The sequence below is a fragment of the Serratia proteamaculans genome, assembly GCF_949794035.1.
Classification (GTDB): Bacteria; Pseudomonadota; Gammaproteobacteria; order Enterobacterales; family Enterobacteriaceae; genus Serratia; species Serratia proteamaculans.
In genome coordinates, this window is record NZ_OX461105.1 from 2,884,491 (window position 1) to 2,897,033 (window position 12,543).

The window sequence follows — 12,543 nt, forward strand, 5'->3', positions numbered from 1 at the left end:
TTAAATCAATTTTGCATACCGCGCATCCCGCATCACACATTGACTTAAGAAAGGAAATTCCATGATCCAGCGTGAACCTGTTTTTCCTGCTAATCGCCATGCTCTCTACGAAGAGCACGGTTATTCCGCCGCGATCCGTTCTGGCGATATGTTGTTCGTTTCCGGTCAGGTTGGCAGCCGCGCCAATGGTACGCCGGAGCCGGATTTTGCCGCGCAGGTGCAACTTGCGTTTGCTAACCTGGCAGCGACTCTTGCAGCAGCGGGTTGTACGTTTGACGACCTGATTGATGTCACCACCTTTCATACTGACCCGGAAAATCAGTTTCCGACGATCATGCAGGTGAAACAGTCCATTTTCCCGCAGCCCCCTTACCCGAACTGGACAGCCGTTGGCGTTACCTGGCTTGCGGGATTCGATTTTGAAATTAAGGTCATTGCCCGAATTCCAACATCAACCTCCGCAGGTTGACAGACCGTAATGTTAGTGACGTCTTCATCAACGGGATGAGGACGTCACCGTAAAAATCCGCCTTCGTAGAAGGCGGCATTGCTTGGGCGCCCCATAGGGGCGTACTAAGCTCGAACCCTAAGGGTCCTCACTTCACATTCCATGTAAACTCAGCTGGTTTTCTTCTTGCTCGTGTTTCTCTTGGTACTTTACGTACTTGCGGATCATCTCTGCGTTTACACCTACGGTGTCCACACAGTAGCCCTTCGCCCAAAAGTGATTTCCCCACAACTTGTGCTTCCTCAAGTAGGGGAATTTATTAAACAAACGGATAGCTGTTCGGCCTTTAAGGTGGCCCATCACTTCTGATACTGACAGTTTCGGCGGGATCTTTATCAGTAAATGAACATGATCTAACTGAACATTTAACTCCACTATTTCTACATGGAGTTGTTCACTTAATATTCTTATTTGCCTGTAAACCTCTTTCCCTACATTGTTTTTCAGTATTCGAAATCGGCACTTGGGCGTCCAAACTATATGGTATTGACAATGCCAGAGCACATGCGATGCTTTTTCGAACCTACTCATGGTTAAATCCTTATCAGTTATGGGGATAACGGATTCGGATTTTCCCATGAGTAGCATTACTGGCAGAGCCAAAAAGTCGATAACCACGTCCATAGGACGTGGTATTCAGTTAGAAATGAAAAGCTTTGTTTCAGAACCGACATAACGTCTGCTCTGGCACCGTGGATGCAAAGCTGTAGCATTCAGCCGGAAGCCTGGGCACCGTTTGCAGAAGATTAGACCATGCAAGCCGCTGTGAACTAAATTCCCCAAAATTCAAAACATTCGGAGCGCCGTCTAAAAACCGTCTTGATTCATTCCCCACACCTATAATACTGTATATAAACACAGTCAATTAATAGGGCAGTAAATCATGTATAAGGCTTCGAGCAGCACTACTGTGGTCAATCAAAAGCCGCTGTATTTTCTCCAGGATTGACAATATATGGCTAGAATGAGTGCATTTGGGAATCCTGCGCAAGACTATATACACGCGAGGATCGACCTCAACGAGTACTGCATTAGTCATCCGTCGGCGACCTACTTTTTGATCGCCTCTGGGGAAAGCATGATCGAAGCCGGGATCACCGACGGATCCCTGTTGGTTGTCGACCGAAGCATTGGCGCCTGTCACGGCGATATCGTGATCGCCAGCATCGCAGGCGAGTTCACGGTTAAACGTCTCTGCCTGCATCCTGTCAAACAGCTTGAACCAATGAATCCGAACTTCCGGCCAATACCGCTGCGGGATGGCGGCGATGATCTGAGCATCGTCGGCGTGGTGGTTTCAACCATCACCAGGTTGAAATAATGTACGCCCTGGCCGATGTAAACAGCTTCTATGCGAGTTGCGAAACGCTGTGGCGTCCGGATCTGCATGGTCGACCGGTGGTTGTTCTGTCGAACAACGACGGTTGCGTGGTAGCACAGAGCAAAGAGGCAAAGGCTCTGGGCCTGAAAACCGGCGCGCCCTATTTCAAAATAAAGCGCGATTTTGAGCGTGCCGGCGGTATCGCATTCAGCAGCAACTACGAGCTGTATGCCGATATGTCGATGCGAGTGATGGCCGTGTTCGAAGAGATGGCACCACGAGTCGAAATTTACTCCATCGACGAAAGCTTTCTTGACCTTGACGGGGTACAAAACTGCGTCGATTTGGCAGCGTTCGGGCACCAGGTACGGACCAAAGTGCTGCGTGATACCGGGCTTACCATAGGCGTGGGTATTGCCCAGACCAAAACCCTGGCAAAACTGGCGAACTTCGCGGCAAAAAAATGGGAGCAAACCCGCGGCGTGGTTGATCTTTCCAGCCTGGAACGGCAGCGAAAATTGATGTCCTTGGTGCCGGCAGAAAAAGTCTGGGGTATCGGGCGGCGTCTCACCAAAGAACTGCGGAATATGGGGATCGAAACCGCACTGCAGCTGGCAGATGCAAGCACCACAATGATCCGCAAGCATTTCAGCGTGGTGGTTGAACGCACGGTGCGTGAACTGCGTGGTGAACCCTGCTTGTCACTTGAAGAATTTGCCCCAACCAAACAGCAGATCATTTGCAGCAGGTCATTCGGCGATCGCGTCACTGAGTACAATGATATGCATCAGGCTATCTGCATGCACGCTTCACGCGCAGCAGAAAAACTGCGCGAAGAGCACCAATATTGCCGGAATATCAATGCATGGGTTAAAACCAGCCCCTTCTCAACCAACGAAAAATATTACGGCAACACCGCGAGCATCAAGCTCAGCACGCCGACGCAAGATACCCGCGACATCATCGCCGCCGCGATTCGATGCCTTGACAAGATTTGGCAGCCCGGCCATCGCTATCTAAAAGCCGGCGTTATGCTGCAGGACTTCTATTCGCAAGGCGTCGCTCAGTTGAACCTGTTCGACGAGTATCAGCCGCGCCCCAACAGTGAACGCTTGATGGCAGCCTTGGATCAGATCAATCAGTCCGGGCGCGCTGGAGTCTGGTTTGCCGGACAAGGCAATCAGCAGACCTGGTCGATGAAACGTGAATTTCTCTCCCCCGCATACACCACGCGGGTCAGCGATTTACCGCATGCTCGCGTGTACTGAGGTCGGCAAGGCGTCTTTGCGGTCATGAAATAAAGGAATAATGACCCAATCAGCCTATAGAATGCTAAACTCGCTGCCTAAAACTTCATGCCCATAGTGCCCCCAATTGAGAACGAGCACGATTTAAATGTCAGAACAACAAACAGTTAGTCAAAAAGAGCAGTACAACCTGAACAAATTGCAAAAGCGCCTGCGTCGTAACGTGGGCCAGGCGATTGCCGATTTCAACATGATTGAAGAAGGCGACCGTATCATGGTGTGCCTGTCCGGCGGCAAAGACAGCTACACCATGCTGGAGATCCTGCGCAACCTGCAGCAGAGCGCACCGGTCAATTTCTCACTGATTGCGGTCAACCTCGATCAGAAACAGCCTGGTTTCCCCGAGCATATCCTGCCAGCCTATCTGGAAAGCCTGGGTGTGGAATACAAGATTGTTGAGGAAAATACCTACAGCATCGTCAAGGACAAGATCCCGGAAGGCAAAACCACCTGCTCACTGTGTTCACGCCTGCGCCGCGGCATTCTTTACCGCACCGCTACCGAGCTGGGAGCCACCAAGATTGCCCTGGGCCACCACCGTGACGACATTCTGCAGACGCTGTTCCTCAATATGTTCTACGGCGGCAAACTGAAAGGCATGCCACCTAAACTGATGAGCGACGATGGCAAACACGTGGTGATTCGCCCGCTGGCTTATTGCCGTGAAAAAGACATCGAGCGTTTCTCGGTCGCTAAAGGCTTCCCGATTATCCCGTGCAACCTGTGCGGTTCGCAGCCCAACCTGCAGCGCCAGGTGATTGGTGACATGCTGCGTGACTGGGATAAACGTTATCCGGGCCGCCTGGAAACCATGTTCAGCGCAATGCAAAACGTGGTGCCTTCGCACCTGAGTGACTACAACCTGTTTGATTTTAAAGGGATCCACCACGGTAGCGAAGTGGTTGACGGTGGCGATCTGGCCTTTGACCGTGAAGATCTCCCAATGCAGCCGATCGGCTGGCAACCGGAAGACGCGGATGAAGCCGTCCCGGTCCGTTTAGACGTTCTCGAAATCAAATAAGCCGTTTTGCCGCCCGTTCTCCGCGGGCGGCTCTTTCCCTTCATCAGTTGTCGATCCCGCTCGCAATTTCAGCAGAATTCATCGGACAGTGCCGGTTTTATCCTATACTGTGTTTTTATACAGTCACCCTGGAGATTACCGATGAACATCACTCCCTGCTTGTCTCACGTTTCTCTCGGCAGCAATAATTTTGACGCCGCAGCCGATTTTTACGATCGCACTCTCGCCGCACTAGACTGTCGACGGGTGTTGGAACACCCTGGTGCCATTGGCTATGGGCGCGATTATCCGGAATTCTGGCTGCAAGTGCCGATCGACGGTAAACCGGCCACGAACGGCAATGGTCTGCACGTGGGGTTTTTCGCCACCAGTAAACAACAGGTTGATGATTTCTACCGCCATGCGCTGGAGGCCGGCGCGACAGATGAAGGGGCTCCCGGCTCAAGGCCGCACTATGGTGAAGCCTATTATGGCTGCTTTGTTCGTGACCTGGACGGACATAAGATAGAGGCCAGTTTCTGGGATGAAAGTGCAGCCTGACGGGGTAAATTGCAGACAAAAAAATGCCGGTGATTAAACCGGCATCGTATGAATCAATGTGCTATGCAGTAATTCTAAATATAAGAAAGTAAGACAATTATGGAGCGCAACGCCCATCGCTTGACGTTGCATTCACCTGCGAGATAGATCATGCCCCATTTCCCCCCGGCAAAAGTTGATATCGCTCAATGTTAACCGGGTTATCGGCGCTTTTTGGCTACAACCAGCGGCGCCGCTTCAGCCACCAGCCCAGACCGAACACCAATCCGGTCAGCGTCAGGCAAAACGCAGCAAAACCGAAAGGATTGCCACCGCCGGGAATGCCGCCCAGGTTAACGCCGAATAACCCGGTCAAAAAGGTGGTAGGCAAAAACACCATCGCCAATAGCGACATGGTATAGGTACGACGGTTCATGGCATCAGCCATCACGGTAGTGATTTCGTCAGAAAGGATCGCGGTGCGCGCAATGCTGCCATCCAGATCGTCCAACCCGCGCCCCAACCGATCGGCAATATCCTGCATACGGCGACGGTCGTCATCATTCATCCAGGGCAAGCGATCGCTGGCCAGCCGAGAGAATACGTCACGCTGCGGTGCCATATAGCGACGCAGTACGATCAGTTGTTTACGGATCAGTGCCAACTGCCCACGCTCAGGAACCTGTTGTTCCAGCAGCGAATCTTCCAGATCGATGATTTTGTCGTGCAGATCCTCGATAAACTCACTGGCGTGGTCGGTCAGTGCATCCGATATTTCCACCAGCCAGTTACCGCTGTTGGTCGGCCCGCTGCCAGTTTGCAGATCGTTCACTACCTGGTCGATGGAATACACCTTGCGATGACGGGTGGAGACAATCAGTTTATCGGTCATGTAGACGCGGATAGTCACCAACTGATCCGGCCGCGAATTGGCATTAAAGTTAATGCTGCGCAGCGTGATCATGGTTCCCTCACCCACTTTACTGACACGCGGCCGCGAGCTCTCCCCGGATAGCGCCTCTCTTACCGCATCCGGTAGCAGCGGCGTGGTGGTCAGCCATTCGGCGCTGGCGGGGTGTGCATAGTCGAGATGCAGCCAGCAAGGCTCGTCACAGGTGACTTTATCATCGTAATCAATCGATGTTACGCCCCCCTTGCCATCGAGCTGGTAAGCATACACTGCGTCAGGAACCTGTAACTCGCGCCCCTCAATGACTTCCATTCCTCATCCCCTCTGCTTTTCAGTTATTCCAGAGTCTAGCGTTAATGGTAGGCGGATCAAAGATGAAGCCGTGCGAATGCTGCACCTGGAACGGCCTTATACGCTAACATGGATAAATAACGCACAATGCACGGCCGGACACCCGATGAAATCCACCTCGACATTCTTGTTAGCCTCCGTTTTGGCATTTGCTCCGGCGTCGTTTCATCCGCTGTTTGCCGCAAATAACTCACTCAACACTATCGCTGATGCATATCAGGTCAAATTGGGTAAGTCGGCAGGCAGCTTGCCTTACTTCATAGCGAAATCCCATGGTCCCACACCACACAACGCGTTAATCGTGCTGCACGGACATCCCAGAGACGCGGGGAAAACCCTGGCTGCGGCGCTGAAAGCTGCTCAACTTGCCGCCAGAACCGACGGCACGCTGTTGGTCGCCCCGCTGTTTCCGGTTAGCGATGCGCAGGCCACACGTTGCCATTCGCCTGGCGTTCCTTCAGCGCAGCCAGGTGACGCTCTCTGGAGTTGCAGTTCCTGGATAGAAGGTGGTTTGGACCACCAGGGTAATACCACCTCATTTGCCGCTGTTGATCGGCTGATTGTCGAATTGAAAGTAAAATGGCCAAAGCTACAGTCGGTCACCGTCGCCGGTTTCTCCGCCGGGGCGCAATTTGTGCAGCACTATGTCAGCTTTGCCCATCCACCTGCTGGCATGAAGGTGCGTTACGTCATAGCCGACCCCGGCAGTTGGCTCTATCTTGATAACCACCGGCCGCAGCCGATAAAAAATGCCCACCCCGCCGACTGGCGCGACTGTAGCCAGCAAAGAAACTGCAGCTTTGACTGGGTTGAGGTTAATAGTGATGTCTGCCCGAACGTCAATCGTTGGAAATACGGCCTTGAGGCCATTCCGGCCTTTCTCGATCAAAATCGTGCATCGGTGCAGCAGCGTTACGCTGCAGCAGATATCACCTATATTGAAGGCGAGAAAGATACTGGCAACGCACCCGGCACCTTCTACAAAATACTCGATAAGTCCTGCGCGGCGCAGTCTCAGGGCCCCTATCGGCTGCAACGTGGCCTGGCCTATGCCGCTTACAACCGACGCTTTATTGCTCCGCACGCCAAACGTGATTTGCTGATCGTTCCCGGCTGCGCACACGACGTAAGCTGTGTATTTCCTTCAACGACGGCGCGTGCTGCCTTGTTTGCCACTCCATAAATTACGCCATTCCTCTGCCACAAAAATAACAAACCCCGCAATTAGCGGGGCTTGATGAAAACTCATGGGGATACCGCAACCTGTCAGTGTTTCAAAATATACATCGTCTGACTGTAAGCCACGTCTTCCGGATTGGTGATCGGGTAGCCTTTCACCCAGGGTTTGATCAATCGGCCATTGGTATACTGATAAATCGGTGCGATTGGTGCCTGATCAGCGATGATCTGCTCCAGCTTATTGTAATCCGTGGTCAGCGCTGCCGGATTGGTTTCATGACTGGCCAGCGCCAGCAGCTTATCGTAATCCGCACTTTTGAATTTAGCGATGTTACCACTGTGGGTTGAGCTCAACAGCGACAGGAAGGTCGAGGCCTCATTGTAATCGCCGACCCAGGAGGCGCGTACCACGTCGAAATTACCGGTGTTACGGCTATCGATGTAGGTTTTCCATTCCTGGTTTTGCAGTTTGACGTCGATACCGAGCGTTTTCTTCCACATTGAAGCCACGGCAATGGCGATTTTCTGGTGACTTTCCGAAGTGTTATACAGCAGCGTCAACTTCAGCGGATTGTTCGGGCCATAGCCGGCCGCCTGCATCAACGCCTTAGCCTGCGCGTCCAGTTCCGCCTGCGGCTGTTGCTGCAACAGGCTCACCTCCGGCTTAAACCCGGCGGTGACGTCTGGTGTGAAGTGGTAAGCCGGTTTTTCACCGGTGCCCAACACTTTCTCGGCGATAATTTTGCGATCAATAGCGTAAGACAATGCCTTACGTACCCGAACATCGTTAGTCGGCGCGCGTTGGGTGTTGAAGGCATAATAATAGGTCCCGAGTTGATCTGGGGTATAGACCTGGTCCGGAATGTCTTTCAACAGCTTTTGGTACATATTCTTCGGGAAGGACTCGGTGATATCGATATCGCCGGCCAGATAACGTTTGGTGGCGTTGGATTCCTGGTTGATCGGCACAAAGGTCACCTTGGTCAGCACCGTATGCGCATGATCCCAATAGTGCTCATTTGGCGTCAGCACCAGCTTTTCGTTGACCACCCGTTCCTGCAGTTTAAACGCGCCATTACCGACCAGATTGCCGACCTTGGTCCAGTCATTGCCAAATTTCTCCACCACTGCCTTGTTGACCGGGAACAGGCTGAAGTTGGCGGTCAGGCTGACAAAATACGGTACCGGTTTGTTCAACTGCACTTTAAAGGTGTAATCATCCAGCGCCGTGACGCCCAGCTTATCGGCGGGCAGTTTGCCGGTAACGATCTCATCCGCGTTTTGAATGCCAGCCAACTGGGCAAACCAGGCGAAAGGAGACAGATTTTTCGGCTCGACCAGCCGTTGCCAGCTATAAACAAAGTCTTTCGCCGTGACAGGGTCACCGTTAGACCAGCGCGCATCTTTACGCAGGGTGAAAATATAGGTTTGGTTATCGGTGGTTTGCCAGCGCGTGGCCACGCCAGGGATCACCTTGCCGTTGGCATCCTGATTCACCAGCCCTTCAAACAGATCGCGTGCCAATTGCGCTTCCGGCAAGCCTACCGCTTTGATCGGATCGAGTGAGGCCGGTTCATCTTTAATGTGGCGAACAATTTCCTGTTTTTCCGCCAGAGTGGTACCTGGGGGAACCTGCGCCGCCATAGCGCTGCTCAACCCTACGCCGATCGCCACGGCACACAGCGCCAAACGAAAACCCTGTTGAATTTTTTTTCTCGTCATTCTGATTCATCCCCGTTAACCATCTGAATTTTTTATCTTATAGCACAAGATTAGTCTCACCTAGAGTTCCAGGCGGACAAGATGTAAAAACTGGGGGCCAGGCAATAAAAAATGCCCGCACGATGTCGATACGGGCATTTTCTCTTAACGAACGTGATTAGTCGTAAAGGTGAATACTATTGATGCGGTAGCTGAATTCCTCACCCTCTTCTTCATCAAAAATGGTGAAGAAACCTTTCTCGGCCAACGGCTTGGCATGGATATCGGTTTTCTGCATCTGACGTGACTCGGCATCGTCAAAACCATAGTCGAGATAGAAGCTGTTTTTCTGGTAGTCGACGTGCAGGGTAAACGGATAGTTGGACTCATCGCCACGCCCGTCGTCGTTCTTCACCACGCCAAACCATTCACCCTGACGGATCTGGTTTTCCTCGTCCACACCGCACAGCAGCGTGATGGTATCCTGATCATTTTCGCTATAGCTGGCAACTATTCTGGCTACTGGCATGTTAAATCCCCTGTTGGGTAATTGGGTTAGCTTTGCCGATAGTATATACCCGTCGCCTTTCAAGTTGCAGCGTTGTTATCTGCTTTACAAGACCCGTCCGTGGGTCTTGCCCCTTCGGGACCGCTGCAAGCAGCGTTCAAATCTGTTCCCGACAGATTTGTCGCTCACCCCAGTTACTTACTCAAGTAAGCGCCTGGGGGTGGGCGAGCTGGTCGCCTAGCTGCAACTTGAAACTCATAGGGTATAATAACAGTGAAATAGCTGGCGTGGTTTTATTGGCTTCACCAATCAATATTCAGCACGGTTTTGCCGCGTGAGCCGCCAGCCTTACTTTGCGCCAGCATTTCCGGTGCCTGTTTAATCGATACCAGGCGTTCCACCGGCACCTGCAATTCTCCGCGCGCTACGCTCTGCAACAGTTGCTCCAGCTCATCCGCGCTGATCTGGGCCTCAAGGTTGCCGCCGCGCAGGCCCTGTTGCTGCATCTGCTCCGGAACTGCCGACCAAATGGTGCTCAGCGCCACACCGCCCTTGCGCAGGATGACCAGCAACGCGCTGAAGGCCTCGGCATTACTGACCAGATCGATCATGCCGTCAATGCCCTGCGGATACTGTTGCTGCACCTGCTGCAGCACGGGTGCCCGGTGATGATCAATCACCTTCTCAGCCCCCAGTTCACGCAATGCGGCTTCGGCATCAGCCCCGCCGGTAGCGATCACCTTCAGCCCCTGACGTTTGGCCAGTTGAATAACGAAACGCCCAACCCCCCCGGTAGCCCCCACCACCAGCAACGTCGCGCCCGTGGTCAGTTGCAGCTTTTCAACCAGTTTTAGCGCGGTACCGGCGGCAATCGGCATGGCCGCCGCCTTGGTCAAACTCACCTCATCGGGCACCTTTGCCAGCACCGCACGTTGGTCAATCGCCGCATACTCGGCGTAACTGCCGGCACCAACAATGCCGAACATAAACTTACCGGCCACCCGCTCATTGACGCTGAATCCGGTGACATCATCAGCAACGGCCTCAATCACGCCAGCACCGTCAGTGCCGATCACCAAAGGAAAAACATGCGGCAATTTTCCTTCCAACATGCCGTCGGCTATCCGCCAGTCAACCGGATTTAGCCCGGCAGCGGCCATTTTGACCAGTATCTGTCCGGGTTGTAGCGAAGGTTTGGCGATCTCTACCTGTTCTGGCGTAGCACCAAGCTGTTTGACTGCAATGGCTTTCATGATGAGCTCCAATTATTTGTTCACGATAGAGCCAGTGTAGCGAAGCGGGTATCGTCTGCCAGCCATCAATAATCGGACTCACTGTTCAAGAATTTAGGACAATTAATTTTGTTATCAGGTGAGAAATTGCTCTGGGAAAGTTAAGCGAAAGCGTAATACACTGAATAAAATGATAATCACTCTCGACCTTTCAATCAGGGAACCATCATGATCCAGCATCGACCGCGCAGTGACCGTGGCCAATTGGCCGTTGCAGGAGAGAATTACGGCAGTTCACTATTGGGCGCACCGCTACTTTATTTTCCGGCGGCCGTCAGTGGCCCGGAAACCGGACTGATTATTGCCGGCACCCACGGTGATGAGAGCGCCGCTATCGTTACCCTGTCCTGCGCATTGCGCAGCATCGCACCAAACCAGTTGCGCCACCATGTAGTACTGGCGGTCAATCCCGACGGCTGCCAGCTCGGGCTGCGCGCCAATGCCAACGGGGTCGATCTGAACCGTAACTTCCCGGCGGCCAACTGGCGCTCCGGCGATACGGTTTACCGTTGGAACAGCGCGGCGGAGGCTCGGGATGTTAAACTCTCGACCGGCGGTCGCCCCGGCTCCGAACCGGAAACCCAGGCGCTATGCCATTTGATCCACCGGTTGAAACCGCACTGGGTGGTGTCGTTCCACGAGCCATTGGCCTGTATTGAAGACCCAGCCAGTTCCCAGCTCGGCGTTTGGCTTTCGCATAAATTTGCCTTGCCGCTGGTCACCAGCGTCGGTTACGAAACGCCGGGATCATTCGGCAGTTGGTGCGCTGATTTGTCACTGCCCTGCATTACTGCGGAATTCCCCCCTATCTCGGCCGATGCCGCCAGCGAAAACTACCTGGACGCCATGGTAGAGTTACTGACTTACCCGGGTTAAACCGGTTACGGGGCGAGATTAATCGCCCCACATTCAAACGCCAGACCCGGTTCAACGTCATTCGCCAACCAGGTCGGGCCGTCCAAATCGACGAATCGCGCGCCCGGTGCCAAGGGTAGCGCGGCATTAATCGCCCGCGAGGTGCAAAGCATGCAGCCAAGCATGATGGCGAAGCCCTGTTCCCGCGCCGCCTCTGCCAGCGCCAGTCCTTCGGTCAGGCCGCCGGTTTTATCCAGCTTGATATTGACCATCTGATAGCGGCCGGCCAGCTTGGGCAAATCATCGCGGGTATGGCAGCTTTCATCTGCGCAAATGGGTAATGGGTGGATAAAGTTTTCCAGTGCACTGTCATCCGTCGCCGGCAGCGGTTGTTCCAGCATCGCCACGCCCAGATCGGCCAACAGTTGGCAGCGAGCCGCCAGCCCTTCCGCCTGCCAGGACTCATTGGCATCGACAATTAACGTGGTATCCGGCACCGCCGCGCGGATCGCCACCAGCCGTTCACTGATCAGATGATTGTCCAGTTTGATTTTCAGCAACCGTGCCCCTTGCTGTTCAAGTTCACGCGCGGCGAAAGCCATGGCTTCCGGCGAACCGATGCTGACCGTTTGCGCCATCAAAATACGTTCCGGTTCTGTAACACCGCTGCGCTGCCAACGGCTCTGGCCACTCAGTTGACACTCCAAATCCCACAACGCGGAATCCACGGCGTTACGAGCAGCGCCTGCTGGCATTAGCTGCTGCAGTTGCTCACGCGTCACACCCTGTTCAACAACCGGTGCCACTTCAGCCAGCAATTCCATCACCGAAGTCTCACTTTCACCGTAACGCGGATAAGGCGTGCATTCACCGACACCCCGTACGCCCTGTTGCTCAATTTCGACCACCACCACTTTGGCTTCGGTACGGCTGCCGCGGGCAATAACAAAAGCGGTATGTAATGGCCAGGCTTCTGGATAAAAACGCATGCTTCTCATAACGGCTCCTGAGCGGAAATTACGCATAATATCGGACGAATACGCGGGTGATTTTTTGGACACACTCTAATAT

The 12,543-nt window shown here is 53.4% G+C and carries 13 protein-coding genes; 7 read left to right on the top strand and 6 right to left on the bottom strand.

What is annotated here, in order from left to right; translation table 11 throughout:
- The first annotated feature begins 61 nt into the window (after positions 1-61).
- On the top strand, positions 62-469 hold the full coding sequence (locus QOT07_RS13440) for a RidA family protein (protein WP_283603341.1): 408 nt from the start codon (positions 62-64) through the stop codon (positions 467-469).
- Between the two features lie 132 nt (positions 470-601).
- On the opposite strand, the gene tnpA is transcribed toward QOT07_RS13440, so the two are convergent.
- Entirely contained in the window at positions 602-1,039 is a 438-nt protein-coding gene (gene tnpA / locus QOT07_RS13445) for an IS200/IS605 family transposase (RefSeq protein ID WP_283602402.1), read from the bottom strand.
- A 433-nt stretch (positions 1,040-1,472) separates the two neighbouring features.
- On the opposite strand from tnpA, the gene umuD reads away from it, so the two are divergent.
- The 4 genes from umuD (at position 1,473) to QOT07_RS13465 (ending at position 4,697) form a co-directional block, all read left to right on the top strand.
- Complete coding sequence (gene umuD, locus QOT07_RS13450) at positions 1,473-1,829, top strand: translesion error-prone DNA polymerase V autoproteolytic subunit (RefSeq protein WP_207977217.1); 357 nt, start codon at positions 1,473-1,475, stop codon at positions 1,827-1,829.
- Complete coding sequence (umuC, locus tag QOT07_RS13455; protein ID WP_283603342.1) at positions 1,829-3,097, top strand: translesion error-prone DNA polymerase V subunit UmuC; 1,269 nt, start codon at positions 1,829-1,831, stop codon at positions 3,095-3,097. The genes umuD and umuC overlap by 1 nt, the downstream gene beginning before the upstream one ends.
- Before the next feature lie 127 nt (positions 3,098-3,224).
- The gene (gene ttcA / locus QOT07_RS13460) at positions 3,225-4,157 is read left to right on the top strand and encodes a tRNA 2-thiocytidine(32) synthetase TtcA (RefSeq protein ID WP_099062905.1); all 933 of its coding nucleotides are present in this window, start codon (positions 3,225-3,227) and stop codon (positions 4,155-4,157) included.
- 141 nt (positions 4,158-4,298) lie between these two features.
- Positions 4,299-4,697: a VOC family protein gene (locus QOT07_RS13465; protein ID WP_283603343.1), complete on the top strand. Its 399-nt coding sequence runs from the start codon at positions 4,299-4,301 to the stop codon at positions 4,695-4,697.
- Between the two features lie 217 nt (positions 4,698-4,914).
- Here the strand turns inward: QOT07_RS13465 and zntB are convergent, their stop codons facing one another.
- Complete coding sequence (gene zntB / locus QOT07_RS13470; protein ID WP_207976574.1) at positions 4,915-5,898, bottom strand: zinc transporter ZntB; 984 nt, start codon at positions 5,896-5,898, stop codon at positions 4,915-4,917.
- Between the two features lie 145 nt (positions 5,899-6,043).
- On the opposite strand from zntB, the gene QOT07_RS13475 reads away from it, so the two are divergent.
- Positions 6,044-7,120: a hypothetical protein gene (locus QOT07_RS13475; protein WP_283604360.1), complete on the top strand. Its 1,077-nt coding sequence runs from the start codon at positions 6,044-6,046 to the stop codon at positions 7,118-7,120.
- An 83-nt stretch (positions 7,121-7,203) separates the two neighbouring features.
- On the opposite strand, the gene QOT07_RS13480 is transcribed toward QOT07_RS13475, so the two are convergent.
- From QOT07_RS13480 to QOT07_RS13490, 3 genes are all read right to left on the bottom strand, one after another.
- Complete coding sequence (locus tag QOT07_RS13480) at positions 7,204-8,838, bottom strand: peptide ABC transporter substrate-binding protein (protein WP_283603344.1); 1,635 nt, start codon at positions 8,836-8,838, stop codon at positions 7,204-7,206.
- Positions 8,839-8,995: 157 nt separating this feature from the next.
- Entirely contained in the window at positions 8,996-9,346 is a 351-nt protein-coding gene (locus tag QOT07_RS13485; protein ID WP_099062900.1) for a hypothetical protein, read from the bottom strand.
- A 281-nt stretch (positions 9,347-9,627) separates the two neighbouring features.
- Positions 9,628-10,578, bottom strand: a complete 951-nt coding sequence (locus QOT07_RS13490; RefSeq protein ID WP_283603345.1) for an NADP-dependent oxidoreductase — start codon at positions 10,576-10,578, stop codon at positions 9,628-9,630.
- 207 nt (positions 10,579-10,785) lie between these two features.
- On the opposite strand from QOT07_RS13490, the gene mpaA reads away from it, so the two are divergent.
- Positions 10,786-11,493, top strand: a complete 708-nt coding sequence (gene mpaA / locus QOT07_RS13495) for a murein tripeptide amidase MpaA (RefSeq protein ID WP_099062898.1) — start codon at positions 10,786-10,788, stop codon at positions 11,491-11,493.
- Between the two features lie 5 nt (positions 11,494-11,498).
- Here the strand turns inward: mpaA and ycjG are convergent, their stop codons facing one another.
- A complete protein-coding gene (gene ycjG / locus QOT07_RS13500) occupies positions 11,499-12,470 on the bottom strand; it encodes an L-Ala-D/L-Glu epimerase (protein ID WP_261417430.1) in 972 nt (323 codons plus the stop codon).
- Positions 12,471-12,543: the final 73 nt, after the last annotated feature.